Here is a 26,651-nt window from a genome sequence, read left to right as displayed (position 1 = left end):
GATCAACTCCCATTGGGCGTCGGAGAGCATCTGGAACCGGGACATGTCCCCAGGGTCTCAGCTGACTCGTGCATCTATTCTCAGACACGCCCTAGCCCTGCACCAGTCCTGACGTGCTCCAGCGCCGCGCCGGCCACACCCGGCGCCGGGCCCGGCGGCTCAGCCCGCCGTCGGCGACGGCCGCGTCAGTCCCAGCGTCTCCGGGGCCGACGGGGTGCCGTCGCCGAGGACGTGCTCGCCCAGGAAGCCGAGGACGACCTCGTACCAGACCTTCGCGTGCTGCGGGGCGAGGATCCAGTGGTTCTCGTGCGGGAAGTAGAGGAAGCGGTGGTCCGTGGTGCCGTCCGCGGCGGCCGGCCGCCCGGACTTCGCCAGCAGGTCCGACCACAGGCGCAGCCCCTCGCCGATCGGCACGCGGTAGTCCTTGTCGCCGTGGATGACGAGCATCGGGGAGACGATCTCCCCCACGAACCGGTGCGGCGAGTTCTCCTGCTGCATCTGCTCGTCCATCTCGCGGGCCCAGTAGAACGCGGCGTCCGTCGTCGGGCCGAAGCCGTCCAGCGCCCACAGCGAGGCGTGCGTGACCACGCACCGGAACCGATCGGTGTGCCCGGCCACCCAGTTCGCCATGTAGCCGCCGAACGAGCCGCCCATGGCGGCGGTGCGGTCGCCGTCGACGTCCTCACGCGCCACGACGGCGTCCGTGAGCGCCATCAGGTCCGTGTAGGGCGCCTGGCCCCAGCGGCCCCAGCCGCGTTCGATGAAGTCCTGGCCGTAGCCCGTGGACAGCGCCGGGTCCGGCAGCAGCACCGCGTAGCCGCGCGCCGCCATGATCCACGGGGTCCAGCGCCAGCTCCACGCGTTCCACGAGCCCAGGGGCCCGCCGTGGATCCACAGCAGCAGCGGGTGACCGCCGGCCGGCGCCTCCCCCTCGGGGAGCACGAGCCAGCCGCGCACGTGCGTGCCGTCCTCGGCGACGGTCTCCACGTCCTCGAGGGTGCCCGGGATCGCGGGGCGCTCCACGGGGTTCGGCAGGCGCGTGGTCTCGCCCGTGGCCAGGTCGATCCGCGCCACCTCCGGCGGGAACAGGTAGGAGGAGCGGACGCCGTAGGCCGTGGCCCCGTCCGGGGAGAGCACGATGTCGGTCCACGCCTCGTCCTCCCGGGTCACCTGCGCGACGGCGCCGGTGGCCACCTCGATGCGGAACACCGGGCGGCGGCCCTCGGAGTCCGCGAGCGCGATCACCGCGGAGTCGTCCGGCAGCCACGCGACGACGTCGGCCCAGCGGTCCCAGCCGTGGGCCAGGGGCGTGGTCTGGCCCGTGGCCGTGTCCATCACGTACAGGCGCGGGTGCACGGCGGAGTGCGGGGTGGAGTCGGGGGTGCGGACGACGACGGCGCGCGTGCCGTCATGGCTGACGGGACCGACAGTCACGTCCTCGCCGGGGACGTCGTGCAGGACGCGGCGCTCGCCCGTGGCCAGGTCCACGCGCACCACGGTGCCCTCCCGCACGTTGCCGCGGGCCTCGGCGGTGGCGGCCGTGGTGAGCAGGAACGAGCCGTCCGGGGCCACCTGCGCGCCGATCCCGAACGCGTGGGAGCGCGGGAATCCGGAGACGTGGCGCAGGTGGTGCGACACGTCGTCGGCCTCGGGAGCCAGGCCGGAGGCGGCGGGGCCGGGCTCGGCGGCGTCGGCGTCCGTGGCGGGCTCGCCCTGCGGGTCCGGGCCGGGCTCGAGGACGAAGAGCTCGGGGCGGGCGGGGCCAAGGTCGTGGTCCCAGAAGCGGATGGGGTAGCCGGTGTGCAGGATGGCGTCCACGCCGGCGTCCTTGCGGGTCTGCGCGAGGGTCGCGTGCTCGGCCTCGGTGGTGGCGCCGAGCAGCCGGTCCGCCGTGACGACCACGCGGTCCGCCGCGGAGGCGCACGTGACCGCGGTGACGCCGCCCGGGCGGGAGAGCACCACGCGCGCCTCGCCGCCCCGGGGCGGCAGGGCCCACAGGGCGCTGCGCTTCTCGGCCTCGGCGTCGGCGGGGTCGGGACGGGCGGAGGTGAAGAAGAGGGTGCCGTCCGCGGCGAACTGTGCGCCGGCCTCGCCCTCGCGGGAGCGGGTCAGGCGGTGGGCGGGGCGCTCGCCCGCGGGGTCGACCTCCCAGAGGGCGGTGGCGTAGCCGGTGCCCTTCGCGTCCCGGGTGGCGACGGTGGTCACCAGGCGGGCGCCGTCCGGGCTGAGGGTGAGACCGGCGACGCGCGGCAGGGCCGTGAAGGCGTCGAGGTCGTGGAAGGGGGTGGCGGGGGTGTTGTCCGGGGTGTCCGGGGTGGAGGTCATGCGTTCGTTTCTATCGGCCCGCACGTGGTCCGGGCAACACGGAGGGCGGCGGGGTGGTGGCCTCGACGGCGGGCCGCCCCGGTGCCCGCCGCGCCTCAGGCGCCGGGCCGCGTGCCGGCGTCGGCCCGGATCTGCTGGAGCTGTTCGCCGAGCCAGTCGACGTACCCGCCCATCCACTCCCCCGTGGCCTGGTGGTTCCAGCTCTGGCCGACCACCGGCTGCGGGAAGACGACGGCGTCCGAGAGGGTGTCCCGCAGCGCGAGGGCGGGCCCCTCCTCATCCGCGACCGTCACCCACTGCATGCCGTGGCGCGCACCCAGGTGCTCGCCGAGCAGCACCGCGACGACGTCCAGCAGCACCGCCAGCTCCTCGGGGTCCAACTCGTCGGCCTCGGCCTGCGAGCGGGCCAGCACGGCGTCGTAGTACGCGGCGACCGCGTCCAGGTCCAGGTGGTCCACGCCCTCCTGCGCGGCGAAGTCGCGACGGACGCGCACCCACTCCCGCTCGGGCTCGGTCAGGGGGCTCATCTCGGGCTGGTCGGTCATGGCCTCCATCCTGCCAGGCGCGTCGGGCGCCGCCGTCGCCGGAACGGGCGGCGCCGGCCGCGCTTTCGTTCGAGAAACGGCGAGGAACCGGGGGGACACACCGCCGGAGGCCTGCGATCCCCCAGCGGGAGCACTCGTGGACGCGCCCGATGTCGTGCCGCCAGCGACGAGGCGAGCGTGCGGGCCGTCGTCGTCCGCCGCCCCCGACCGGACTTGAGACACTGGCCCCATGCGCATCATGACCGTCTGCCTGGGGAACATCTGCCGCTCGCCCGCCGCCGAGGCCGTGCTGAACCGCAAGCTCGCGGAGGCCGGTCTCGACGACGTCGAGGTCACCTCCGCCGGCACGTCCGACGAGCACGTGGGCGCCCGGCCGCATCACCTCACCCGCGAGGTCGGCGGCGAACTGGGCTACGAGTTCCCGACGGTGGGGGTGCAGCTGTCCGCCGACCTCGTGGACGACGCCGACCTGATCCTCGTGATGGACGAGGCCAACCTCGCCGACGCGCGGCGGCTCGCGACCACGGACGAGCAGCGGGACCGGATCCACCTGATGGGCGAGTTCGCGTCGGATGCGGACAGCGCCGGGGTGCGCGAGGTCCCCGATCCGTACGGGTATCCGCGGCCGCAGTTCGAGGAGATGTACCGGCAGATCGAGGACGCAGCAGACGGCGTCGTCGCCGCGATCCGCGACGGCCGCCTCTGACGGCCGGGGCGCGGCCCCGGACCCGCCGTTTCCCGAACGAAAGCGGCCTGGGACCCGCCGTTTCCCGAACGAAAGCGGGGGCGGCGGGGGTCGATCAGTCGTCGTGGGGGTCGTCGGAGTCGTCGAGGACCTCTCGCAGCCGCGCCGCCGTGTCCGCGCGCAGGGTGCCGCGGGTCTCGGCGCGGTCGGTCGTCGCGCGGGCGAGGGTCTCCCACACGGCCCGCACGTCCGGGGGCAGTCCCCCGGCCTCGAGCTCCCCGAGGGTCTCACGGTGGGTCCGCAGCGTGTCGACGTCACCGCGGGCCACGGGGCCGGTGAGGGCGCCGTCGCCGTCCGTGAGCGCGTTCTCCAGCGCGGCGGTCATCAGTGAGCGCAGCACCCGCTCCGGGTCGGCCACCCCGATCGTCTCCAGGATCTGGCGGGCCTGCGCCGTCAGCGTCACCAGGTGGTTCGACCCGTGGGACAGCGCCAGGTGGTAGGCCGCCCGGTCGGCCTCCTTCACGACCACGGGCTCGCCGCCCATCTCCACCACGAGCGCCTGGGCCACGGGCAGCACCACGGGGTCCGCGGTCACGCCGAACACGCAGTCCTGCAGCCGGGCGACGTCGAGGCTCAGCCCCGTGAACGTCATGGCCGGGTGGATCGCCAGGGGGATCGCCCCGTGCGCGCGCACCGGCTCCATCACCCCCACCCCGTAGCGGCCGGAGGTGTGCACGAGCAGGTGGCCGGTCTGCACGTGGCCCGCGGCGGCCAGGCCGGCCACGAGCTCGCCCAGCGCGTCGTCCGGGACGGCGAAGACGACCATCTCGGAGCGGCGCAGGATCTCGGGGATCTCCAGGACGGGCACGCCCGGCAGGAGCATCTCCGCGCGGTCCCGCGAGGCCTCGGAGACGGCGTGCACGCCCGTGATCGTGTGGCCCGCAGCCCGCAGCGCCGAGCCCAGCACGGCCCCCACTCGACCCGCGCTCACCACGCCGACGCCCAGCCGCCCGGGCCGCTGCGCCGGGTCATGCGGGTCCAGGCTCAGGTCGAGTCCGCCGGTCATCGCTCCTCCTCGCCGCGCACGGCGGGGACGTGCGCCCCGCTCTCCTCCCCGACGACGGCGCCGCCGACGACGCCGGCCCGGGCCAGTTCGCGGCGGCCCACCTCGGTGGCCGCGACCTCGCGCGTGCGCTGCTCGAAGCGGGCCAGCTCCTCGGGGCGCATCCACTGGTCGCGGTCGGCGAGGCGACGCGAGACGGCCGCGTGCCGGGCCTCCCGGGCGTACAGGTCCACGGCCACGTCCTCGTCGAGGTCGCGGACCACGGCGTTCGCCCCCGCGACCCACACGCGCACCGTGGCCAGGCCCAGGCGTCGCTGCACCGGGCCCTGCGCCAGCTCGGCCGCCTGCATGCGCTCGTGCTGGAGGGTCTGCAGCCGGCGGTTCAACCAGCCGCTGCGCACCACCAGCAGGGACCGCGTCGTCGTGAAGCCGGTCCGCCGCCAGGCGAACCAGTTGAACCACCACCTGCCGCGCCGCGGCACGTGCTGGAAGCCGCCCTCCGTGCCGGTGCCGTGCACGCCGAGGTGCATGAGCCCGGCGGGGGTCAGCCCCTGCGCGGCGCGCGGATCGCCGTCCAGGCCCGGGTCCGGGGCCACGACCGTGAGGACGCGGAGCACGTCCTCCCACGGGCCGACGGGCAGCGCGACGTCCCGGGCGCCGTCGGACTCCTGCAGGTACCCGGCCACCGCCATGTTCACCCGATACCAGCCGAAGGGCCGCCAGAACAGGGGCTGGGAGACGGTCACCCCCTGCACCCGCCCCGGCGGGACGGTCTGGTGGGTGGTCTCGGTGAGCCCGTGCCGCAGTCGCAGCCCGTCGGTGGAGCGGCGCACCTGGAAACCCCAGCCGGCGTTCAACCGGGACCACGCGACGCCGGCCACGGAGAACAGGGCGGGCAGGGACGCGGCCGCGCCGATCCCGGTCAGGGTCTCCCCCTCGTCCAGCACCGCCTCGGGCAGCAGCGCGACCACGAGGGCGAGGCCGGCCAGCCAGATCAGGGACCCGGCCAGCACCCCCAGCACGCCTCCGGAGAGCAGGACGGAGCCGAGGAGCCGCCCCGCGGGCACCTGCAGCATGAGTTCGCCGGCGTCCGCGGCGTCGGCGTCGGGGAGGCCGGGCTCGGCCGCCCGCTCCGGCGCGGACGCGTCCGCCCCGGCTCCCCCGAGCATCCCCGACGCGCGGTCCAGGATCTCCCGGCGCACCGCTTCGGCCTCGGCGCGGCGCAGGAAGGACAGCTCGAGCGCGGACTCGCCGCCGTCGGCCGCCTCGACCTTCACTGTGGCCAGCCCGAGCAGCCGGGCCACGAGGGGGTGCTGCAGGTCCACCGCCTGGATGCGGTCGTAGCGCATCTGCCGGCGGCTGCGGAAGAGCCAGCCCTGGCGCAGCTCGATCCGGTCCTCCCCGCAGCGGAACCGGGTGAACCACCAGGAGAAGAAGAACACGAGGCTGATCAGCAGGGTGACCCCCAGCAGGATGCCGCCGGCCACGAGCAGGCTGCCGTCGCCGCCGCCCGGGGCGTCCTCCCCGCTGAGCCGGCCCGCCGCGAAGTCCTCCACCGCGTTGCGGCCCGCGAAGAACAGGATCAGCAGCAGGAAGGTCCAGCCCCGCACCCAGGGCGAGGCGGGGTGGACGCGGACCCAGCCGGCGTCGTCGGCGGGGGGCGGGGCGGCCGCGCTCACAGGCCCGCCAGCCGCGCCTGGCCGCGCGCCATGAGGACTTCGCGCAGCTCCTCGGCCCTCTCGCGGGGCACGCCCTCCAGGGTGACGTCCCCGCCCGCGGCGGCGGTCTTCAGGGTGAGGGTCTGCAGCCCGACCCGGCGCAGCAGCGGACCGTCCGAGACGTCCACGTACTGCAGGCGGCCGTACGGCACCGCGTGCACGCTGCGGAACAGGATGCCCTCGCGCCACAGGACGTCGTCCTCGCGCTCGGCCCAGCCCATCGCGCGCACGCGCCGCGGGATCAGGATCAGGTCCACGATCCAGGACACGACGACGACGGCCGGCAGCCCCCACGCGACCCACGCGGCCATCCCCGCCCACGGGCCGGTGAGCTTGAGGATCAGCGGCACGGAGAACGCGGCGAGCCAGATCAGGTGGCCGATGGTCGTGGCGATGAGCTTCACCGTCGCCAGCCGCGGCGAGGCCGGCGTGAAGGCCACGCCGCTCAGGTCAATGCCGGGCACGGGCATACCCTCCTTCCGTCTCGGGACGGGCCGGTCGGCCCGGGGACCCATCCTGCCCACGACCGCCCTCGGGCGCATCCTCCTCAGGCGGGATCCGGCACCACCGTTCGACGATCAGCCCCACCACCAGCAGGACGAGACCGCCGACGGCCTGCAGGGCGGCCTCCCGCACGGTCGGTGCCTCCACGCCGGCCCGCAGCAGCACCTGCACCGCCACCCCGGCGTGCCACCCGCCGAGGGCCGCTCCCGCGAAGCCGGAGGCCTGGCCGAGCACGAGGGTGCGGGCCGCGGCGAGCGGGTCCATCCGCGCGGCGGCGGGCTTCTCCCGGTCGCGGCGCACCCGCCAGCCCAGCGCGAGGCACAGCACGGAGACCGCGGCCACGGTGATCAGGCCGCCGCGGCCCACCACGGGCGCCGGCCAGCCCAGGGACGGCGCGGCGAGCCCGGCCAGCCAGCCGAGCACGGCGGCCACCAGCACCACGAGCAGGGTCCACCCGGAGCGCAGCGCGATCACGTGGCCTCCCTCCCGAGGGCGTCCGGGCGTGCCGGGCGGAGCGGGGCGACGTCGTCGGTGCCGGCCAGCAGCCGGTGCCGCTCGGGCTCCTGACGGCGCACCCCGGGGGCGTCCGCGGCGACGGCGGCGAGGTCGGCGACGGGCGTGCCGGCGAGCGTGGCGTCCGCGTCGAGCCACAGCCACGGCAGCAGCACGAAGGCCCGCTCGGCCGCGCGGGGGTGCGGCAGGGTGAGGTCCGGGTGGTCGCTGCGCACGTCTCCGTAGGCGATCACGTCCACGTCCAGGGTGCGCGCGCCCCAGCGGACCTCACGCCGCCGATGGTGGTCCTGCTCGAGCCGGTGCGCCACCGCGAGCAGCTCCCACGGCGCGAGGTCCGTGCGCAGCGTGACCACCTGGTTGAGGTAGTCGGGCTGGCCCGGCGGCCCGCCCACGGGCGCGGTGACGGCCCGGGGCGAGGCCCGGACGTCCGTGATGTGCGGCAGCGCGGACAGGGCGGCGACGGCGGCGTCGAGCGTCTGCGCGGGCTCGCGCAGGTTGGCGCCGAGGGCCAGCACGGCCGCGACGGGCGCGTCCGGGCGGGCGCCCAGCTCGGGGATGGGCGCGGGGCCCTCGGCCGGGTGCGACCAGTCGACGGTGCTCACGCGAGGTCCTCCCGGGTGCGGTGCACGGTGACGGCGGCGTCCGCGAAGTCGTGCGGGATGGGCGCCTGCGGCTTGTGCACGGTGACCTCGACGGCGGCCACCACGGGCTGCTCGGCGAGGACGGCGCGGGCGATCCGGTCGGCGAGGCTCTCGATCAGGTCCACCGGCTCCCCGGTGACCAGGCGGACCACCGTGTCCGCGACCTCGGCGTAGTTGGCGGTGCGGGCGAGGTCGTCGCCGGCCGCGGCGGGGCCGGCGTCGAGGTGGAGGACCACGTCCGTGACGAACGGCTGCCCGTCCTGGCGCTCGTGGTCGAAGACCCCGTGGTGCCCGACGGCGGACAGCCCGGCCAGGCGGATGCGGTCCCGGGCGCTCACGGCAGCACGTCCTCGGAGACGGGCTCGCCCGGGGCATGCGCCCCGGCCCAGGCCGCGGCGGTGCGGACGGCGTCGGCGCTGGCGCGCACGTCGTGCACGCGCACGCCCCACGCGCCCTGTGCGGCGGCGAGGGCGGAGATCGCCGCGGTGGCGGCGTCGCGCGCGGCGGGCGGGGCCGGGGTGCCGTCGTCGTCCGCCAGCAGGGTGCCCAGGAACCGCTTGCGCGAGGCGGCGACGAGCACCGGGTGGCCCATGGCGCGGAGCCACTCGAGGCCGCGCAGCAGCTCCCAGTTCTGCTCGCCGGCCTTCGCGAAGCCCAGGCCCGGGTCGACGATCAGCTGCGCGGGCTCGACGCCCGCGGCGAGGAAGCGGCCGGCCACGTCCCGCAGCTCGCACACGACGTCCGGGACGGTGTCCTCGTAGACGGCCAGCCCGTCCATGGTCTGCGGGTTCCCGCGGTTGTGCATGAGGATGTACGGCGCGCCCGACGCGGCGATCAGCGCCGGCATATCCGGCTCGTGGGCGAGGCCGGAGACGTCGTTGACGATCACCGGCCCCAGCGCCAGGGTGGCCCGGGCGGTGGCGGTGTGGCGCGTGTCCACGGAGAGGACGACGTCCTCGGCCAGCAGCGCCTCGATCACGGGCAGGATGCGCTCCTGCTCCTCGGCCGGCGGCACGGCGCGGGCCCCGGGGCGGGTGGACTCCCCGCCCACGTCCACGATGTCCGCGCCGTCCGCGACCATGCGCCGGGCGTGCTCGACGGCCGCGCGGACGGTGGCGTGCTCCCCGCCGTCCGAGAACGAGTCAGGGGTGACGTTGAGGATGCCCATGACCAGGGTCCGGTCCGCGGGCAGCCGCCCCAGCAGGGCGCGGTTCGCCTCCCGCGCCGCCGGGTCGATGCTCTCGTCCACGTGTCCTCCTCCGCCGTCGGTGGTCCTCAGCCGTGCATGATGAGGCTCATCGCCTCCGAGCGCGTGGACGGATCCCGCAGCTGGCCGCGCACCGCCGAGGTGACGGTCTTCGCGCCCGGCTTGCGCACGCCGCGCATGGACATGCACATGTGCTCGGCCTCCACCACCACGATCGCCCCGCGCGGGGCCAGGTGCTCCATGAGCGCCTCCACCACCTGCGTGGTCAGCCGCTCCTGCACCTGCGGACGCCGCGCGTACAGCTCCACGAGACGGGCCAGCTTGGACAGCCCCGTCACGCGGCCCTCGGCGGAGGGGATGTAGCCGATGTGCGCGGTGCCGTGGAACGGCACCAGGTGGTGCTCGCACGTCGAGTAGAACGGGATGTCCTTCACGAGCACGAGCTCCTCGTGCGCGATGTCGAACGTGGTGCCGAGCACCTGGTCCGGGCTCTGGTGCAGGCCCGCGAAGAACTCCGCGTACGCCTTGGCCACTCGCGCCGGGGTGTCCGCCAGGCCCTCGCGGTCCGGGTCCTCACCGATCGCCAGCAGGATCTCCCGCACCGCCGCCTCGATGCGCGGCCGGTCGACCGCGGTCGAGTCCGGGTCGAACGTGCCGGGGACGGCGTCGTCGGGGGTGTGGGCTGTCATGCGGGTCTCCTGCGCGGTCAAAAGGTCGGTCCCTCGCCGGGGCCCGGCGTGTTGCTCGGACCGCCGTGCGGCGGCAGGCCGGGGCCGGCCGCGTCCCCGCCCAGCGACGACGGCGGCGCACCCTCCGGACGCACCGGCACCGTGGTGCCCTCGACGCCGACGGGGGTCTGATCCCCGCCGTCGTGGCGCGAGCGGCGCTCGGAGGGGGAGAGGACCGGCGGGATGTCCTGCGGGAGCCGGTCGTCCGAGGCCAGCCACACGCCGCGCTCGGGCCGCTTGCGGACGTCCGCGAAGATGGCGGCGATGGCCTCCTGGGTCAGCGTCTCCTTCTCCAGCAGCTCGTAGGCCAGCCGGTCCAGGACGTCCCGGTTCTCCGTGAGCACCCAGTGGGCCTCGGCGTGGGCCTGGTCCAGCAGGGTGCGGACCTCGGCGTCCACCAGGTACGCGAGCTCCTCGGAGTACTCGCGGGAGGAGCCGCCGGGGGCACCGCCCACGAAGGGCTCGGAGCTGCCGCCGCCGAGCTTGACGGCGCCCACCTTGGCGGACATGCCGTACTCGGTGACCATCTTGCGGGCCGTGTCCGTGGCCTTCTGGATGTCGTTCGCGGCGCCCGTGGACGGGTCCTTGAACACGATCTCCTCCGCCACGCGCCCGCCCATCGCGTACGCGAGCTGGTCCAGGAGCTCGTTGCGGGTGACGGAGTACTTGTCGTCCTCCGGGACCACCATCGTGTAGCCCAGGGCGCGGCCGCGGGGCAGGATCGTGATCTTGGTGACCGGGGCGGAGTTGCGCAGCCCGGCCGCGACGAGCGCGTGGCCGCCCTCGTGGTAGGCGGTGACCTTGCGCTCGTGCTCGTTCATCAGGCGGGTGCGCTTCTGCGGGCCGGCCATCACGCGGTCCACGGCCTCGTCCAGGGCGTGGTTGTCGATCACGTTGTTGTTCGAGCGCGCCGTGAGCAGCGCGGCCTCGTTGATCACGTTGGCTAAGTCCGCGCCCGTGTAGCCGGGGGTGCGCTTGGCCAGGGAGCGCAGGTCCACGTCCAGGGCGATCGGCTTGCCCTGCGCGTGCACCTCGAGGATCCTGGCGCGGCCCTCGAGGTCCGGGGCGTCCACGGGGATCTGGCGGTCGAAGCGGCCCGGGCGCAGCAACGCCGGGTCCAGGACGTCCGGGCGGTTGGTCGCGGCGATCATGATGACGTTCGTGGAGGCGTCGAAGCCGTCCATCTCCACGAGCATCTGGTTCAGGGTCTGCTCGCGCTCGTCGTTGCCGCCGCCGATGCCTGCGCCGCGGTGCCGGCCGACGGCGTCGATCTCGTCCACGAAGATGATGGCGGGGGCGTTGGACTTGGCCTGCTCGAAGAGGTCGCGCACGCGCGAGGCGCCGACGCCCACGAACATCTCCACGAAGTCCGAGCCGGAGATCGAGTAGAACGGCACGCCGGCCTCACCGGCCACGGCCTTGGCCAGGAGGGTCTTGCCCGTGCCGGGCGGGCCGTAGAGCAGCACGCCCTTGGGGATCTTGGCGCCCACCGCGCGGAAGCGGTCCGGCACGGTGAGGAACTCCTTGATCTCCTGGAGCTCCTCCACGGCCTCGTCCGCGCCCGCGACGTCCTTGAACAGCACGTCCGGGTTGTCCTTGTTGATCAGCTTGGCGCGGGACTTGCCGAACTGCATGACCTTGCCGCCGCCGCCCTGCATGCGGGACATCAGGAACCAGAACAGCAGTGCGATGAGCAGGAACGGGACCATGAAGCCGAGCAGCGAGAGGAACCAGTTGCTCCGCACCGGCTCGTCCGTGTAGCCGTCCAGGGCCGAGTCGTCCACCGCGGTGACCACGTCCGTGGCGCGCGCGCTGGCGAAGTAGAAGTAGACCTCCTTGCCGAGGTCCCGGTCGTCCTGCTTGTAGGGCTCACGCAGGGTGAGGTCCACGCGCTGGTCCCCGTCCACCACGCGGGCCTGCGCGGCCTTGTCGTCCTTCAGCAGGGCCATGCCCACGTTGGTGTCCACCATGGTGCGGCCGCTCTGCGACGTGGTCAGCGGGATCGCGACGGCGAGGACCAGCAGGCCCAGCAGGATCCAGACGTAGGGCTTGTTGAACAGCTTCTTCACGGTCCGAGTGTCTCCTGGTCTGCCGCGGGGGCCGGGCTGCCCGGGGCGGCCGCCGTGCGGCCGGGGACGGCGCAGGGCCGACGTCGCGCCCGGGTCAAGCCCCCACGGTACCGGCCCGGCCCGGGTGTCCGCTGACTGTTCGCGTCAGGTGGACAGGGCGCGGGCGGTCGGCCGGCGGCGACGTCGGCCAGCGCCGTCTTGACGCCCACCGGGAATGCGAGAGGTCGGAATGGCGCGTGGATGGCGCCTCGGAGCGACCGCTCGCGTGACAGGTCGCCGGCGCTGCGGTCGCGCCCCTGCGTCCCCTCCTGCACAGGCCCCCGCGCACCCGAAATCCTCCCCGGGCCGACGGCGGCCCAGGACGCCGCCCGCCCCACCACGCCAGGCTGGCACCATGCGTCGCCCCGCCCCGCTTCCCGCGGCCTTGCCTGACGGTCCCTTCACCGCCGCGCAGGCGAGGGCCGCCGGCATCGACCACAACCGGCTGCGTCGCTCCGACGTCGAACGCCTCGCGCGGGGCCTCTACCGCCGGCGTGAGGCCGCCCCGGCCGCCGTCGAGCGCCCCGTGGCCGGCTCCTCCCCCTACCGGTGGAGCACCCCGCTCTCGGCCACCCAACACGAGCTGCTGCTGCGACTCGCCCGGCACCGCGCCACCACGGTGGTGTCGCACCAGACCGCGGCCCGCGCCCGGGAGATCTGGCTGCCGGAGCGACTGGACGCGGGGGACGACGTCCACGTGAGCCGCCCGCGAGACCGTGGCCAGCTCTCCCTCCCCGGCGTCACCTCCCACCGAACAGCGCTCCCGCCCGCGGACGTGGAGCGCGTGCGGATCGGCGGCCTGGCCTGGTACGTCACCGCCCCGCCCCGTCTCTGGGTCGACCTCTCGGCCCTGCTCGACGACGACGAGCTCGTCATCCTCGGCGACCATCTCGTCCGCCGGGCGCAGCTGTCCGGCGGCCCGGACGCCGCCGAGCGGACCCGGGCGGCCCTGGCCCAGGCGGCCGAAGCGAGCCCGTCCGCGCACAACCGACGACGACGGCTCCGCACCGCCGCCACACTGGTCCGGGTGGGGGCGCACTCGCCGAAGGAGACGCGGCTGCGGCTCGCGCTGAGGGCCGCCGGGCTCCCCGAGCCCGCACTGCAGCTCGAGGTCTGGGACCCGGAGTTCTCCCTGCACCACCCCGCGACGGCGGACCTGGGCTATCGGCAGGCGAGAGTGGCCCTGCACTACGACGGCGGCCACCACGGCGCGGATCGCCAGATCGACCGTGACGTGCAGCGCAACGCGGCCTTCGAGCGACGGGGCTACCGGAACATCACCGTGTCCTCCTCCGACGCTCGCCGCGGATTCACGCGCGTGATCGTGGAGGTGCGCCGTCACCTCGGGGACGCCGGCGACCTGTCACGCAAGGAGTCGGAATGGGGCGTGAATGGCACCTCAGAGCGACCGCTCACGTGACAGGTCGCTGCTGCGGCGGCCACGCCGGGCCGGGCCCCCGGTCAGCTGTACACGTGCGGGGCGAGGGTGCCCACGAAGTCCAGGTTGCGGTACTTCTCCGCGTAGTCCAGGCCGTAGCCCACCACGAACTCGTTGGGGATGTCCCGCCCGACGTACTTCACGTCGATGTCCACCTTCATGGCCTCCGGCTTGCGCAGCAGGGTGCAGATCTCGACCGAGGCCGGGCCGCGGGACTCCAGGTTGGCCTTGAGCCAGGACAGGGTCAGACCGGAGTCGATGATGTCCTCGACGATCAGGACGTGCCGGCCCGTGAGGTCCGCGTCGAGGTCCTTGAGGATGCGCACCACGCCGGAGGACTTGGTGCCGGAGCCGTAGGAGGAGACCGCCATGAAGTCCAGCTCCACGTGGGAGTGCAGGGCGCGGGTGAGGTCGGCGACCACCATCACCGCGCCCTTGAGCACGGCGACGATGAGCAGGTCCTTGTCCGCGTAGTCGCGGTCGATCTGGCGGGCCAGGTCCGTGATCGTGTCCTGCACGTCCTCGCGGGACATGAGGACGTGGCTGAGGTCGTTCTGGACATCCTGTGCGTCCATGCGCCGCTCCTGGTGAGTGCTCGTGCGGGAATGCCGGGCCGGGCCGCAGTCAGGGACCGGGAAGGCAGGGGATGAGGTCCAGTCTGGCACACGCCCGATGCGCGGCCACCCCGCCGGGCAGCTCCACCGGACCGGCCGACGTGCCCCCCGCGCGGGCGCCCGTCACGAGGGCGTCCACCGCGAGGATCCGTTCGCGGGGCGGGGCCTGCCCTCCCGCGGCGCGGGCGGCGCGCGCGATCACGCGGTGGCGCACGGCGGCGGGCAGCGCGGCCAGGGCGTCCAGGTCCAGGGAGACGACGCGCGGGTCCCCGGCGGGCGGGTCGACGCGCAGCCGGGTGACCTCGTCGCCGGCCCATACGTCGAGGGCCGCGGCGTCCTCGGCCGCGATGGCCGCGGTGCGCACCAGCCCGGCCCGCACGCCGGGGCCGAGGCCGGCCTCGGGGTCCTCGAGCGCGGGCAGCACACGGGTGCGGACCCGCGAGCGCAGCAGCGCGGGATCGCGGTTGTGCGGGTCCTCGAACCAGGTCAGCCCGGCCCAGCGGCAGATCGTCTCGGTGTCCGCTCGGGTCAGGCCCAGCAGGGGGCGGACGACGGCGGCCCCGCCCGGCAGCGTCCCGCGCGCCGGGATCCCCGCGAGGGACCGCGTGCCGGAGCCGCGTGCGAGCCCGAGGAGGACCTGCTCCGCCTGGTCGTCGGCGGTGTGGGCGGTGAGGACGACGGCGGCGCCCCCCTGCCCCGCGTCCCGGGCGGCGGCGGCGAGGGCCTCCCGGCGGGCACGCCGGGCGTCGGCCTCGGGGCCGTCGCCGGTGCGGGCCACCTCGACCCGCGTGACGGTGACCGGGGTCAGACCGAGGATGCGGGCGACGTCGGCGGCGGCCGCCGCCACGGTGTCGCTGCCCGACTGCAGCCCGTGGTCCACCAAGGCCGCGCCGATCGGGCCGAGCCGCGCACCGTCCCGGGTGCCCACGAGGACGGCGCAGGCCACGGCGAGCGCGAGGGAGTCGGCGCCGCCGGAGAGGGCGACGAGGCCGCGGGGGCGACCCCCCGCCCGGCCCGGCACGGCATCCGCGCGACGGGTCCCGTCGCCCGCCAGGGCCTCCCGCACCGCCGCGACGGCCCGGTGCAGGGGCTCGGGCCAGCGGGTGCGCGGCGGCCATGCGCCGACCGCGGGCAGGCCGCCGACCCCGCCCGCCGGCGTCGGCCCCGGGTCCCGCGCCTCAGGCCTGGGCACGGATGCGCGCCACCCACGTCTCGGGGGCGTGGAGCTCGGCCTCGCTCGGCAGCAGCTCGGGGGCGTCCCAGACCACGTTGAACCCGGCCATGCCGAGCTCGGCCACGGCGGCGGCCACGAACCTCTGGCCGTCGCGGTACTGGGCCATCTTGGCGTCCATGCCCAGCAGACGGCGGAGCATGCGGTCCAGGGGCGAGCGGCGGTCGCCGCGCTCGTCGAAGCGGCGGCGGATGGTCTTGACGGAGGACACGACGGAGGAGTCGACACCGTCCATCACCACGTTCGCGTGCCCCTCGAGCAGGGACATCACGGCCGTCAGCCGGGACAGGCGTTCCCGGTCCTCCTCGTCCTGGATCGCCCCGAGCAGGCCCGACGTTGGGCGCGCGTCCGCACCGTCCCGACCCAGCGGGTTCGCCGCCGCGAGCGCCGTGCGCAGGCGCTCGGGCAGGGACTCGGCCTTGTCGAACAGGCCGACGGTGAGCGCCGTGATCTCGGCCCGCAGGTGCTCGCGCAGCCAGGGCGCGGCCGCGAACTGCACGCGGTGGGTCTGCTCGTGCAGGCACACCCAGAGGCGGAAGTCCGCCGGGTCCACGTTGATCTCCGCGCGGACCTGCGCCACGTTCGGGGCCACGAGCAGCAGGCGTCCGCCGGCGGGGCCGCCCGCCGTCCCCCCGGGGCCGGGCAGCGCGATGAACGGGTCGTACTGGCCGAGGATCCTCCCGGACATCCAGGCGAGGATCCCGCCCATCTCCAGGGCGGTGGCGTGCCGGGTGACGCGGGTGGTGGCGGCGGCGTGCTCGCGGGGCCGGGTGTCCCGCAGATGCGCGAACGTGGGGTCCAGCAGGGTGGCGAAGGACTGGGTGGCGGCGCGCGACCAGGTGGGGCGGTCCACCACGAGCACCTGCGAGTCGCGCAGGTCCCGTGCCGCCTCGAGCCCGGTCAGGCGGTGGACGTGCGGCACGGCGGCCTCCGCGGCGGCGCGCAGGCCCTCCGCCTCGCGCGTCGCCTCCCGCGGCGTGAACCGGGGGCCGGCGGCGGCGAGGGACCGTGCGGTCCGTGCCGCGAAGGCCCAGTCCACCGGGTGGGCGACGGCGGGGCCCGGCTCGGCGGGGGCGCCCGGCTCGGCGTCCGCGGCGGCGCGGGGGCGGTCGGTCGCGTGGTCGTCGCTCATGGGCTCCATCAGATCACAGGCCCCGGACCTCGGATCAGAGCCCGGCGACGGCGCTGACGGCCTCGTCGACCGCCGCGCGCGCCGGCTCCAGCTTCCACTGCAGATCCGAGCAGATGATGCTGAACGCGAGGACCCGCCCGGACGTCGTGGTGACGGTGCCGGTGAGGGAGACCGTCTGGTCGAGCGTGCCGGTCTTCGCGGCCACGGCCTGCCGCGCGGGGGCATCCGAGAACCGGTCGCCCAGGGTGGAGTCCTCGCCGGGCCGCGGCAGGCCCTCCAGCACGGTGCCCAGGGCGGGCGTGCGGGCCACCCCGGCCACGACGCCGGCCAGCTGGCCCGCACTGACGCGGTTGTCCGGGGACAGGCCCGAGGAGTCCACGAGCGCCATCCCGGCGGTGTCCACGCCGAGGTCTTCGGCGGTGGCCGTCAGCAGCTGCGTGGCGCCCTCGTGGGTGGCGGGCAGGTCGGCGGCGGGCGCGGCCGTGTGGGCCAGGGCCTCGACCACCTGGTTCTCCGAGTGGGCCAGCAGGTACGCGACCTGCTCCCCCACGGACGCGGACTCCACCGCCGCGACGGGGGCGGCGGCGAGGACCGTGGCGCGCGGCACCTCGGTGGCCGGGATCGTGTCCCGCAGGCCCACCTCGAGGTCGGCGTCGGAGGCGGCCACCGCGTCGTCGAGCGCGGCCTGGAAGGTGAGGGCGGCGAACTGCGCCGGGGCCTCGATGCGGTCCTCCCCGGTGCCGGGGGCCTCACGGCCGCCGTAGGTGGCCAACGGCTGCACCGGCGCGATGTTGCCGCTCTCCGGGATGTCCGACGTCCAGCGCGGGTTCAGGGCCGTGCGGTCCGTGAAGAGGCGCAGGTCCGTGCTGACCACCACCTGCCCGGTGACGCCGTCCTCGACCAGCCCTGCCACGGTCCGCTGCGCGAGGGTGCGCAGGCCCGCGCGTCCGGAGACGGCCTTCGAGTCCGAGGCGCCCGTGCCCAGCAGCACGTCGCCGCCGCCCACGAGCACCAGCTCGGTGGCCGCGCCGTCCGCGGTGGGCTGGGCCACCACGGTGGTCTGCAGGGTCGTCTCAGGACCCAGGGCGGAGACGATGGCCGCGGCGGCGAGCACCTTGAGCGAGGACGCGGGGGCCACGGGCTCGTCCGCGTCCCGCGCGTACAGCACCTCGCCGGTGGCCAGGTCGCGGAACTCGGCGGAGACCGTGCCCGGGGACGTCTCCAGCCCCGGCTCGACGGCGGCCGCCACCTCGGCCGCGGTGGGGCCGGCGGACGGGGACGATGACGTCGGCGCGGCGGTCGAAGTCGAGGCGGACGCGCTCGACGGGGCCGTCGGCGCGGTCACGGGACCGCAGGCGACCAGGACGGCCGCGAGCGCGGCCAGGAGGACGGCGGGGAGCGAGCGGCTCCGGGGGCGTTCCGTGCGTCGATCCCGACGCCCAGCGCGCCCCGTGTCCACCTGTCCCATGCGTCCATCATGACGGACGCCCCCGGTAGGCTGACGGCAGCACCGCCGGTCGGCGCCGCGCCGCCCGGACACCCCACCCTCTGTGCGAAGGAGAGTCATGGCGCACGACGTCACCATCGAGATCCCCGCGGGCTCCCGCGTGAAGTACGAGTTCGACCACGAGACCGGCCGCCTGCGCCTGGACCGTGTGCTCTTCACCTCCATGCAGTACCCCACGCACTACGGCTACTTCGAGAACACCCTCGGCGAGGACGGCGACCCGCTGGACGCCCTCGTGTACCTGCCGGGCTTCGACCTGGTGCCGGGCTGCGTCGTCGAGGCCCGCCCGATCGGCGTGTTCAACATGACCGACGACGGCGGCGGCGACGCCAAGCTGCTGTGCGTCCCGGCGGACAAGCGCTACGACCACATCACCGAGCTCGAGCACGTGGAGGAGTCCCTCAAGCAGGAGATCGAGCACTTCTTCACCCGCTACAAGGACCTGGAGCCGGGCAAGTGGGTCAAGGCCGAGGGCTGGGAGGGCCGCGCGGCCGCCGAGGCCGAGCTCGAGGCGTCCATCCAGCGCTTCGACGCCCAGGGCGAGGAGTCCCCGACCGACGAGCCCCAGGGCCGCGCGGTGGACACCGAGGAGGCGCAGCCGGCCACCGAGGAGGGCGAGGCGACGGACGAGCCCCAGGGCCGCTGATCCCCGCACCGCCCACGCGCGCGACGCCGGCCGCTCACCCCTCGGGGTGGGCGGCCGGCGTCGTCTGCGGGCTGGCAGAATCGACCACCATGTTCGTGCTCACCATCAACCAGCGGGACACCCTCGACGCCGGCGACCGCGTGGACACGTTCCTGCGCGCCCTCCAGGACGTGCCGGGGCTCGGCGACGCCGTCGTGCTCCCGTTCCAGCGCGCCGTGGGCGACGAGCTGATCGGCGCCGTCGAGGACCCGCGCGTCGCCGTGGACGTGGCGCTGCGCGCCCTGCGGCAGCGCCGCTGGAACGTGGGGGTCGGCGTCGGGACGGTGACGCACGCGGACGGTGCGGCGGGCGCGCCCGCCTCCGGGGACCTGCACGACGCCGGCGGGCCCGGTCTCGCGGCGGCGCGGCGGGCCGTGGAGGCGGCGGCCGTGTCCACCGCGCGGATCCCGTTGGCCGTGCGCGGCCGGGACGAGGAGGCGGCCGCCGAGGCCGAGGCCGTGCTGCGACTCGTCGGGCAGCTCGTGTGGTCCCGGACCGACGCCGAGTGGGCGGTGCTGGACCTGCTGGTGCCCGGGGTGCGCGGCCAGCAGAAGCCGGCGGCCGCCGCGCTCGGGATCACGGCGCAGGCCGTCTCGCAGGCGGTGCAGCGCTCCTACTGGAACGAGGAGCACGCCTGCCGCCCCGCCGCCGCGCGGCTGCTCACGCTGGCGGGGGGCTGACCCGGCGGCCCGGGCCGGTCGCGCCGCTCAGGCCGCGGCCGGCTCCTCGAGGAGCGAGCGCAGCACCGTGGCGAGCCCGTGTTCGTCCACGTGCCCGGTGACCTCGTCCGCGGCGGCCACGACCTCCTCCACGGCCTGGCCCATGGCCACGCCGCGGCCAGCCCAGCGCAGCATCTCGATGTCGTTGCGGCCGTCGCCCACGGCCATGGTGTCCTCGGGGGCCACCTTCAGCACGGTGCGCAGCGCCTCGAGCCCGGAGGCCTTGGTCACGCCCGCCGCGGCGACGTCGAGCCACGCCGTCCAGCCCACGGAGTAGGTCACGCCGGACAGGCCGATGCCCTCCACCGCGCGGCCGAACTCCTCGGCGGAGGAGTCCGTGGAGAACACCACGAGGCGCACGGCCGTGGTGTCCATGAGCTCCTCGAACGTGACGCCCTCCGCGGCCACGCCGAAGGACATGTCCTGGAACCGCTCGGTGGAGCGGAAGGTGCCGTCCGGCAGCTCGAGCGCGTACTTGGCGCTGGGCAGGCGGTGGCGCAGCTGGGTCAGGACCGAGCGCGGGTCGAAGGTGCGCAGGTCCGTGACCTCGTAGCCCTCCTCCAGCTCGGGGTCCAGGCGCAGCGTGACACCGCCGTTGGAGCACACCATGAAGCCGGCGCCGATCCCCAGGGAGCGGGCCACGGGCAGGGTGGCCCCGCGGGAGCGGCCCGTCGCGATGACCACGTGGTGCCCGGCGTCCAGCACGGCCCGCACGGCCTCCCGCACAGGCTCATGCAGATGGCCGTCATGGTCCACGATCGTTCCGTCCACGTCCAGGCATACGAGCTTCTTCGTCATGGCCCCACCCAACCACACGGCCCGGACATGGCGGCGACGCGCGGGTGAACGGCGGGGCACCGCCGGGGCGCCGCGGGGCAGGCGGGCGGGACGGCCGGCGCCGCCGGGGACGACGTCGTCCGCTCAGACCAGCTCGAAGCGCTCCATCCCGCCGAGGTAGGGGCGCAGCGCGGCGGGCACGGTGACCGAGCCGTCCGCGTTCTGGTGGTTCTCCAGGATCGCCACGATCCAGCGGGTGGTGGCCAGGGTGCCGTTGAGCGTGGCCACCATGCGGGTCCCGCCCTTGGAGCCGTCCGCCGTGCGGACCCGCTCGCGGATGTTGAGGCGGCGGGCCTGGAACGTGGTGCAGTTCGAGGTGGACGTCAGCTCGCGATAGGTGCCCTGGGTGGGGACCCAGGCCTCGCAGTCGAACTTGCGGGCGGCGGAGAGGCCGAGGTCGCCGGCGGCGATGTCGATCACCCGGTACGGCACCTCGATCGCGGCGAGCATCCGCTCCTCCCACGCCAGCAGACGCTCGTGCTCCGCCTCCGCGTCCTCCTGTGCGGCGTAGATGAACATCTCCAGCTTGTTGAACTGGTGCACGCGGATGATGCCGCGGGTGTCCTTGCCCGCCGAGCCCGCCTCGCGGCGGTAGCACGTGGACCAGCCCGCGTACCGGACGGGGGCGCTCACGTCCATGATCTCGTCCGCGTGGTAGCCGGCCAGGGCCACCTCGGAGGTGCCCACGAGATACAGGTCGTCGCGCTCCAGGCGGTAGATCTCGTCGTCATGCTCGACGTCGAAGCCGGTGCCCTGCATGGTCTCCGGGCGCACCAGGGTGGGCGGGATGACCGGCACGAAGCCGTTCTCCAGGGCCAGGTCCAGGCCCAGCTGCATCAGGACGAGCTCGAGACGCGCACCCACGCCCTTGAGGAAGCTGAACCGGGCGCCGGACACCTTCGCGCCGCGCTCCATGTCGATCGCCCCGAGCAGCTCGCCGAGCTCGAGGTGGTCGCGCGGCTCGAAGCCCTCGGCGGCGAAGTCGCGCGGGGTGCCGACCTCCTTGAGGACCACGAAGTCGTCCTCGCCGCCAGCCGGGACGCCGTCGACGATCAGGTTCGGGAAGGCACGCTGCAGCTCCGCGAGGCGGGCCTCGGCCGCGCCGGCGGCCGACTCGGCCTCCTTCACGCGCGCGGCCAGGTCCTTCACCTCGGCCAGCAGGGCCTGCTTCTCCTCGCCCTTCGCCTGGGCGACGCGCTTGCCGAAGGCCTTCTGCTCCGCGCGCAGCTGCTCGAAGCCCGCGATGGACGAGCGGCGGGACGCGTCCGCCTCGACCACGCGGTCCACGAGGGACGCGTCCTCCCCGCGGGCCTCCTGGGAGGCGCGGTACTTCTCGGGCTGCTCGATGAGGTCCTTGACGTCGATCACGTGCGCCAGCCTAGCGGGCGGGGCCGACGCCTAGACTCGGGGCATGACTCCCGAGTGGTGGATGGCGCTGGCCGCCCTGGTGCTCCTGGCCCTGCTGGTCGTCGTCGTGGTGGTGCTGGCGGTGCGCCAGGTCCGCCTCGGCGTGCAGCACGAGCGGACGCGTCTCCTGGTGGACGCCCTCGACGCGCGGGTGGGCGGCGTGCAGCGCCGGCTGGAGGAGGTGCCCGGCATCGGCACGGGCCGCCACGAGGTCGCGCTGGTGCTGAACCCCATCAAGACGCACGCGGACCGGGTGCGGCGCGAGCTCGAGCGGCTCGCGGAGGCGGAGGGTCTCGGCGAGGTGCTCGTGCTCGAGACGCAGGAGGACGACCCCGGCACCGCCATGGCGCGGCAGGCCCTCGACGCCGGCGCCCGGCTCGTGATCGCCGCGGGCGGCGACGGCACGGTCCGCACCGTGGCCGAGCAGCTGGCCGGCACCGACGTCGCCCTCGGCGTGGTGCCGCTGGGCACCGGGAACCTGCTGGCCCGCAACCTGGACCTGCCGATCAACGACGTCGAGCAGTGCCTGAGGATCGCCGTGGGGGGCCGGCAGCGGCGCATCGACACCGTGGACGTCCGCTTCACGCACGAGGACGGGCGCGTCACCCGGCAGACCTTCACCGTGATCGGCGGCGCCGGCTATGACGCGGACATCATGGGCGACACCAAGGACGAGCTGAAGAGCCTGGCCGGCTGGCTGGCCTACAGCGAGGCCGGCATGCGGCACCTGCGCGGCAAGCGGCACGAGGTGACCGTGGCCCTCGACGGCGGTCAGCCCCGCCGGTTCAAGGTGCGCACCGTGATGGTGGCCAACTGCGGGATGCTCACGGGCGGCGTCGAGCTGCTGCCCCAGGCCAAGCTCGACGACGGCCTCCTCGACGTCATGGTCCTCTCGCCCCGGCACGCGCTCGACTGGGCGCGGATCGCCGTGAAGACCGTGACCCGGTCCCGCAGCTCCATCCCCGTGATGCACACGGAGCAGGCGCAGCGCGTGAAGGTCGAGTTCGCCGAGCCGATGCCCTCCCAGCTCGACGGCGACGCCACCGGGGTCATCACCGCCCTCGACGCCCGCGTGCAGCCGGACTCGCTCGTCGTGATGCTCGTGGCCGAGGACGACGCCTCCGTCCGCGACGACGGCGTCTCCGCCGCCGCCCCCGTCCCGGAACCGGCCCCGCACATCTGACCCCCCGTCCCCGCTTTCGTTCGGGAAACGGCGGCTTCCCCAGCGCTTTCGTTCGGGAAACGGCGGCTTCCCCAGCACTTTCGTTCGGGAAACGGGCGCCGGGGCGACGCGCGGACGGGAAGCACGACGACGGCCCGTCGTCGTGGTGATCGTCCCGTTTCGGCAACGAAAGTCTCTCGGGGCCGCCGTTTCCCGAACGAAGGTGACCCTGGGGCCGCCGTTTCCCGAACGAAAGTGACCCTGGGCCGGCCGTTTCCCGAACGAAAGTGCTGCACCGCCTCAGCGGGAGCGGAGGGACTCCACCCAGGCGCGGCCGGAGCGATACGCGGCGTCGGTGAACTCGGCCGGCACCCTCGTGGGCACGGGCTCGGCCTGCGCGTACGAGCCCAGGAACCGCAGGTCGGGGTACTCCCGGTACAGGGCCGCGAGCGCATCCCCCACGCGGGCCTCCGCCAGGTGCCCCTCGAGGTCGAGGGAGAAGAAGTACCGCCCGATGCCCTCGCCGGTCGGCCGGGACTCGATGCGGGAGAGGTTCACCCCGCGCGTGGTGAACTCGGCCAGGATCTGCCCGAGGGCGCCGGGCCGGTCCTCCGGCAGCGGCACCACCAGCGTGGTCTTGTCCGCTCCCGTGGGCGCGGGCAGGGCCGTCGGCCGGGAGAGCAGCACAAAGCGCGTCACGGCGCCCGGCACGTCCTCGATCCGCTCGGCGAGCACCGGCAGCCCGGTCTGCTCGGCCACGAGCGGGGCGCACACGGCGGCGTCGAAGTCGCCCTGGGCCACGAGGCCGGCACCGGCCGCCGTCGACGGGGCGGGCGTGAACTCCACGCCCGGCAGCGCCGTCTCGGCCCAGCCGCGCACCTGCGCCCAGGCGTGGGGGTGCGTGGTCACGCGCCGCACGTCCTCGATCGCGACGCCGGGCCGGCCCACGAGCACGAAGCTGATGGGCACGTGCACCTCCGCGAGGATCTGCAGCGTCTCCCCGAGGGCGATCTCGTCCACGGTGGCGGAGACGCCGCCCTCCACCGAGTTCTCGATGGGCACGACGGCGCGGTCCACCTCCCCCCTGCGCAGCGCCGCCACGGCGCTCAGCACGGAGCCCGCAGACACGAACTCGGCCTCGGCCGGGTCCACCACCTTGCGCAGGGCGGCCTCGGTGAAGGTGCCGGCCGGGCCGAGGAAGGCATAGCGCAGGCGCGACGGCGTCGCGTCAGCGGAGTCCGTCCCCGTCACTTGACGGTGGGCTCGGCGTCGCCGTCGGCCTCCATCGGCTTGCCGGCCTCGAGCCACGCGCCGGAGCCGCCGGCCACGTTGATGGCCGAGTAGCCGCGGCCGGTCATGAACTCGGCGGCGCGGGCGGAGCGGCCGCCGGTGCGGCAGATCAGGTAGTAGTCCGTGTCCGGGTCCAGCTCCTCGAGCCGGTCCGGCAGCTGGCCCAGCGGGATGTGCTGGGCGCCGGCGGCGCGGCCCAGGGCCCACTCGTCGTCCTCGCGGACGTCCAGGATGGCCGCATCGGCGGGGATCTCGTTCACATCGACGGTCTCGAAGGCGCTCATGGCTTCAGCGTAGCCACCCGCCCGGGCATCCCAGGAAGGCCCCGCCGTCCATGACCCGGGCCACGCCCGTTAGGCTCGGCCGCATGCAGACCTCCGACGCCGCACCCGCCGCCGACGACGACCGCACCCCCTCCGCCCCCGGCCCGGCCCGGCTCCTGGACCGCTCGGCCGTGCGCCTGCGGGAGGACCTCGCCGCCGGGGAGCTGAGCGCCCGGGAGGTCACGGAGGCGGCCCTCGCCGCGGCCCAGGCCCACGCGGACCTCGGCGCGTTCGCCCTCCTCGACGCCGAGGGCGCCCGGACCCGTGCGGCCGAGCTGGACGCGGCCCACCCGCGCGTCGCACCCCGGGCCGTGCCCGGTCCGCACACCTCCCCCGCCCCGGACGACGACGGCGCCCCCGCCTCCCTGCACGGTCTTCCGCTGGCGTACAAGGACCTGATCGACGTGCGCGGGATGCCCACGCGATTCGGCTCCGCCCTGCTGGCCGACGCGCCGCCGTCCGCGCAGGACGACCCGCTCGCGCTCCGCCTGCGCGGGGCCGGCACCGTCACCCTCGGCAAGACGACCGTGCCCGAGTTCGGCCTGGACTCCTACTCGGAGAACCTCGTGACGGCGCCGGCCCGCAACCCCCTGGACCCCACCCGCACCGCGGGCGGCTCCTCGGGCGGGGCCGCGGCCGCCGTCGCCGCGGGGATCCTCCCGTTCGCCCCGGGCTCGGACGGGGGCGGGTCCATCCGCATCCCCGCCGCGGCGTGCGGGCTCGTGGGCCTCAAGCCCGGTCGCGGGGAGCTGCCGATGGACGAGCACGCGGACACGGTCCGCAACCTCACGGTGTCGGGCCCGCTGGCCCACACGGTCGAGGACGCCGCCCTGCTCTACGACGTGCTGCTCTCCCCCGAGGGTCTGCCCGGCCGGGTGCTGCCGGACCTGCGCCGCACCGTGGAGACCGCCCGGGCCGGGGGCGCCGTCGACGCCCGCCGGATCGGCGTCACCACGGCCTCGCCCTTCGCCTCCAACCTCGAGATCTCCCTGGCCCGGCCCGCCGTCACCGCCCTGACGAAGGCCGCCGCCGCCCTGGACGCGGGCGGCCACGCGGTCGAGGACCTCTCCCCCTACTACGGCGAGGACTACCACCGGGACTTCCGCACGGTGTGGACGGCCGGGCTGCTCCGGGCGCCGCTGCCGGAGGACGCCGAGGCGCGCGTGGGCGCGGTGGCCGCGCACTTCCTGCGCACGGCCCGGGCCGCAGGGCGCGCCGAGCTCGACGACGCCGCCCACCGGCTCGAGGAGTGGGCGCGCGGGGTGCGGGCGCAGTTCGCCGCCGTCGACGTGGTGATGACCCCGGTGCTGGCCACCGCGCCCCCGCCGGTCGGCCACTTCCTGGCGATGGAGCCCGAGGCCAACTACGAGGCGCAGTGCGCGTTCACGCCCTACACCTCGATGGTCAACGTGCTCGGCCTGCCCGCGGTCGCGGTGCCCGTGCTCCGGGACGAGCGGGGCCTGAACTGGTCCGTCCAGCTCATCGGCCGGCCCGGCACGTCCGCGCCCCTGCTCGCCCTGGCCGCGCACCTCGAGCTGCTGCTGGCCGGCTGAGCCGGCCGGTCAGGTCGAGGTGTAGTCGCCCAGGGAGATCCCGGCGATCACCAGGATCACGAGGAACACGACGGCGAGCAGCAGCAGGGCGAGGGACACGTAGTTCATCACGAGGCCGGCGATCGCCATGCCGCGGCCGTGGGGCTCGCGCTTGAGGCCGATGTGGCCGAGGACCACGCCCACGATCGGCGGGAGGAGGAACGTGAACCCGCCCACCACGGAGATGATGCCGAGGATCATGGAGGCCACCGAGCGGCCGACGCCGTCGGTCTGGCCGGGCTGCAGCGGGGCTCCGAAGCCGTGGCCGGGCGTGCCCTGCCCGTAGCCGTAGGCGGGGACGGTGTTCGCGTCCTGGCCGTAGCCGTACGGCTGCCCGTAGGCGGGGCGGGTCTGCCCCTCCTGCTCGGCGTACGAGGGGGCCCGGTCCCAGGCGGCGCGGTCGGCGTCGCCGGCCGGGGCGTCGGGCCAGCCGGCGGCGGAGGAGCCGGTGCCGGAGGAGCCCGCACCGGCCTCGGACCCGTACCAGCTCGGCCGGGTGGCCTCACGGCGCGGGTCGTGGGAGGCGTGGGGGTCGGTCATGACGGTCCTTCCGGTTCGGGGCGTCGCGGTCCGGTGCCGAGTCTAGGGCGTGTCTGAGAATAGATGCACGAGTCAGCTGAGACCCTGGGGACATGTCCCGGTTCCAGATGCTCTCTGACACCCAATGGGAGTTGATC

26 protein-coding genes are annotated in these 26,651 nt (G+C 75.1%); 6 read left to right on the top strand and 20 right to left on the bottom strand.

What is annotated here, in order from left to right:
• Nucleotides 1-159: 159 nt before the first annotated feature.
• A complete protein-coding gene (locus ABIB16_RS10720; protein ID WP_282963236.1) occupies nucleotides 160-2,325 on the bottom strand; it encodes a S9 family peptidase in 2,166 nt (721 codons plus the stop codon).
• Nucleotides 2,326-2,420: 95 nt separating this feature from the next.
• Nucleotides 2,421-2,870, bottom strand: coding sequence for a DUF3806 domain-containing protein (locus ABIB16_RS10715; RefSeq protein ID WP_063189136.1), 450 nt, complete (start codon nucleotides 2,868-2,870; stop codon nucleotides 2,421-2,423).
• A 229-nt stretch (nucleotides 2,871-3,099) separates the two neighbouring features.
• Here ABIB16_RS10715 and ABIB16_RS10710 point away from each other — a divergent pair, with 229 nt between their 5' ends.
• Complete coding sequence (locus tag ABIB16_RS10710; protein WP_061866860.1) at nucleotides 3,100-3,576, top strand: low molecular weight protein-tyrosine-phosphatase; 477 nt, start codon at nucleotides 3,100-3,102, stop codon at nucleotides 3,574-3,576.
• A gap of 94 nt (nucleotides 3,577-3,670) precedes the next feature.
• On the opposite strand, the gene ABIB16_RS10705 is transcribed toward ABIB16_RS10710, so the two are convergent.
• The 9 genes from ABIB16_RS10705 to ftsH are packed head-to-tail and all read right to left on the bottom strand — an operon-like array spanning nucleotide 3,671 to nucleotide 11,998.
• Nucleotides 3,671-4,621, bottom strand: a complete 951-nt coding sequence (locus ABIB16_RS10705) for a Rossmann-like and DUF2520 domain-containing protein (protein WP_061866861.1) — start codon at nucleotides 4,619-4,621, stop codon at nucleotides 3,671-3,673.
• Entirely contained in the window at nucleotides 4,618-6,297 is a 1,680-nt protein-coding gene (locus ABIB16_RS10700) for a PH domain-containing protein (RefSeq protein ID WP_095695204.1), read from the bottom strand. Before ABIB16_RS10700 ends, ABIB16_RS10705 begins: the two co-directional genes overlap by 4 nt.
• On the bottom strand, nucleotides 6,294-6,806 hold the full coding sequence (locus tag ABIB16_RS10695; protein WP_020625296.1) for a PH domain-containing protein: 513 nt from the start codon (nucleotides 6,804-6,806) through the stop codon (nucleotides 6,294-6,296). The genes ABIB16_RS10700 and ABIB16_RS10695 overlap by 4 nt, the downstream gene beginning before the upstream one ends.
• Nucleotides 6,787-7,314 (bottom strand): DUF3180 domain-containing protein, encoded by a 528-nt coding sequence (locus tag ABIB16_RS10690; RefSeq protein ID WP_020625295.1) that lies wholly within the window; start codon nucleotides 7,312-7,314, stop codon nucleotides 6,787-6,789. The genes ABIB16_RS10695 and ABIB16_RS10690 overlap by 20 nt, the downstream gene beginning before the upstream one ends.
• Nucleotides 7,311-7,955, bottom strand: coding sequence for a 2-amino-4-hydroxy-6-hydroxymethyldihydropteridine diphosphokinase (folK, locus tag ABIB16_RS10685; protein ID WP_354436276.1), 645 nt, complete (start codon nucleotides 7,953-7,955; stop codon nucleotides 7,311-7,313). Before folK ends, ABIB16_RS10690 begins: the two co-directional genes overlap by 4 nt.
• Entirely contained in the window at nucleotides 7,952-8,332 is a 381-nt protein-coding gene (gene folB, locus ABIB16_RS10680; protein ID WP_095695203.1) for a dihydroneopterin aldolase, read from the bottom strand. Before folB ends, folK begins: the two co-directional genes overlap by 4 nt.
• The gene (gene folP / locus ABIB16_RS10675; RefSeq protein WP_095695202.1) at nucleotides 8,329-9,243 is read right to left on the bottom strand and encodes a dihydropteroate synthase; all 915 of its coding nucleotides are present in this window, start codon (nucleotides 9,241-9,243) and stop codon (nucleotides 8,329-8,331) included. The genes folB and folP overlap by 4 nt, the downstream gene beginning before the upstream one ends.
• 26 nt (nucleotides 9,244-9,269) lie before the next feature.
• Nucleotides 9,270-9,890, bottom strand: a complete 621-nt coding sequence (folE, locus tag ABIB16_RS10670) for a GTP cyclohydrolase I FolE (protein ID WP_020625291.1) — start codon at nucleotides 9,888-9,890, stop codon at nucleotides 9,270-9,272.
• A 17-nt stretch (nucleotides 9,891-9,907) separates the two neighbouring features.
• Nucleotides 9,908-11,998 (bottom strand): ATP-dependent zinc metalloprotease FtsH, encoded by a 2,091-nt coding sequence (ftsH, locus tag ABIB16_RS10665; RefSeq protein WP_073116338.1) that lies wholly within the window; start codon nucleotides 11,996-11,998, stop codon nucleotides 9,908-9,910.
• Nucleotides 11,999-12,392: 394 nt separating this feature from the next.
• Here ftsH and ABIB16_RS10660 point away from each other — a divergent pair, with 394 nt between their 5' ends.
• The gene (locus ABIB16_RS10660; RefSeq protein ID WP_230259965.1) at nucleotides 12,393-13,457 is read left to right on the top strand and encodes a type IV toxin-antitoxin system AbiEi family antitoxin domain-containing protein; all 1,065 of its coding nucleotides are present in this window, start codon (nucleotides 12,393-12,395) and stop codon (nucleotides 13,455-13,457) included.
• Nucleotides 13,458-13,498: 41 nt separating this feature from the next.
• Here ABIB16_RS10660 and hpt read toward each other — a convergent pair whose 3' ends face one another.
• From hpt to ABIB16_RS10640, 4 genes are read right to left on the bottom strand one after another with little or no spacing between them, the layout of a single operon-like run.
• A complete protein-coding gene (hpt, locus tag ABIB16_RS10655; RefSeq protein ID WP_020625288.1) occupies nucleotides 13,499-14,050 on the bottom strand; it encodes a hypoxanthine phosphoribosyltransferase in 552 nt (183 codons plus the stop codon).
• A gap of 49 nt (nucleotides 14,051-14,099) precedes the next feature.
• Nucleotides 14,100-15,281, bottom strand: coding sequence for a tRNA lysidine(34) synthetase TilS (gene tilS, locus ABIB16_RS10650; protein WP_230259964.1), 1,182 nt, complete (start codon nucleotides 15,279-15,281; stop codon nucleotides 14,100-14,102).
• Nucleotides 15,268-16,452: an Rv3626c family coenzyme F420 biosynthesis-associated protein gene (locus tag ABIB16_RS10645; RefSeq protein WP_230259963.1), complete on the bottom strand. Its 1,185-nt coding sequence runs from the start codon at nucleotides 16,450-16,452 to the stop codon at nucleotides 15,268-15,270. Before ABIB16_RS10645 ends, tilS begins: the two co-directional genes overlap by 14 nt.
• Before the next feature lie 34 nt (nucleotides 16,453-16,486).
• A complete protein-coding gene (locus ABIB16_RS10640) occupies nucleotides 16,487-17,797 on the bottom strand; it encodes a D-alanyl-D-alanine carboxypeptidase (RefSeq protein WP_230259962.1) in 1,311 nt (436 codons plus the stop codon).
• A 220-nt stretch (nucleotides 17,798-18,017) separates the two neighbouring features.
• Here ABIB16_RS10640 and ABIB16_RS10635 point away from each other — a divergent pair, with 220 nt between their 5' ends.
• Nucleotides 18,018-18,605 carry an inorganic diphosphatase gene (locus ABIB16_RS10635; protein WP_123244266.1) on the top strand — a complete coding sequence of 196 codons (588 nt, stop codon included), beginning with the start codon at nucleotides 18,018-18,020 and terminating at the stop codon, nucleotides 18,603-18,605.
• 89 nt (nucleotides 18,606-18,694) lie between these two features.
• Nucleotides 18,695-19,324: a hypothetical protein gene (locus ABIB16_RS10630; protein WP_041104661.1), complete on the top strand. Its 630-nt coding sequence runs from the start codon at nucleotides 18,695-18,697 to the stop codon at nucleotides 19,322-19,324.
• 27 nt (nucleotides 19,325-19,351) lie between these two features.
• Here ABIB16_RS10630 and ABIB16_RS10625 read toward each other — a convergent pair whose 3' ends face one another.
• Together ABIB16_RS10625 and serS are read right to left on the bottom strand one after the other, a co-directional pair.
• Nucleotides 19,352-20,161, bottom strand: a complete 810-nt coding sequence (locus ABIB16_RS10625; protein WP_020625281.1) for an HAD family hydrolase — start codon at nucleotides 20,159-20,161, stop codon at nucleotides 19,352-19,354.
• A gap of 123 nt (nucleotides 20,162-20,284) precedes the next feature.
• Nucleotides 20,285-21,568, bottom strand: a complete 1,284-nt coding sequence (gene serS, locus ABIB16_RS10620) for a serine--tRNA ligase (RefSeq protein WP_354436275.1) — start codon at nucleotides 21,566-21,568, stop codon at nucleotides 20,285-20,287.
• A gap of 43 nt (nucleotides 21,569-21,611) precedes the next feature.
• Here serS and ABIB16_RS10615 point away from each other — a divergent pair, with 43 nt between their 5' ends.
• On the top strand, nucleotides 21,612-22,790 hold the full coding sequence (locus tag ABIB16_RS10615; RefSeq protein ID WP_354436274.1) for a diacylglycerol/lipid kinase family protein: 1,179 nt from the start codon (nucleotides 21,612-21,614) through the stop codon (nucleotides 22,788-22,790).
• Between the two features lie 279 nt (nucleotides 22,791-23,069).
• On the opposite strand, the gene pheA is transcribed toward ABIB16_RS10615, so the two are convergent.
• Nucleotides 23,070-24,020: a prephenate dehydratase gene (gene pheA, locus ABIB16_RS10610; protein WP_095353943.1), complete on the bottom strand. Its 951-nt coding sequence runs from the start codon at nucleotides 24,018-24,020 to the stop codon at nucleotides 23,070-23,072.
• Entirely contained in the window at nucleotides 24,017-24,343 is a 327-nt protein-coding gene (locus tag ABIB16_RS10605) for a rhodanese-like domain-containing protein (RefSeq protein WP_010079684.1), read from the bottom strand. The genes pheA and ABIB16_RS10605 overlap by 4 nt, the downstream gene beginning before the upstream one ends.
• Before the next feature lie 83 nt (nucleotides 24,344-24,426).
• On the opposite strand from ABIB16_RS10605, the gene ABIB16_RS10600 reads away from it, so the two are divergent.
• Nucleotides 24,427-25,935 carry an amidase gene (locus ABIB16_RS10600; protein WP_061866746.1) on the top strand — a complete coding sequence of 503 codons (1,509 nt, stop codon included), beginning with the start codon at nucleotides 24,427-24,429 and terminating at the stop codon, nucleotides 25,933-25,935.
• 9 nt (nucleotides 25,936-25,944) lie between these two features.
• Here ABIB16_RS10600 and ABIB16_RS10595 read toward each other — a convergent pair whose 3' ends face one another.
• The gene (locus ABIB16_RS10595) at nucleotides 25,945-26,514 is read right to left on the bottom strand and encodes a DUF4190 domain-containing protein (protein ID WP_061866747.1); all 570 of its coding nucleotides are present in this window, start codon (nucleotides 26,512-26,514) and stop codon (nucleotides 25,945-25,947) included.
• Nucleotides 26,515-26,651: the final 137 nt, after the last annotated feature.

It is taken from the genome of Micrococcus sp. UYEF5 (assembly GCF_040546065.1).
GTDB classification, from domain to species: domain Bacteria; phylum Actinomycetota; class Actinomycetes; order Actinomycetales; family Micrococcaceae; genus Micrococcus; species Micrococcus luteus.
This window is presented reverse-complemented; position numbering and strand designations above follow the sequence as displayed.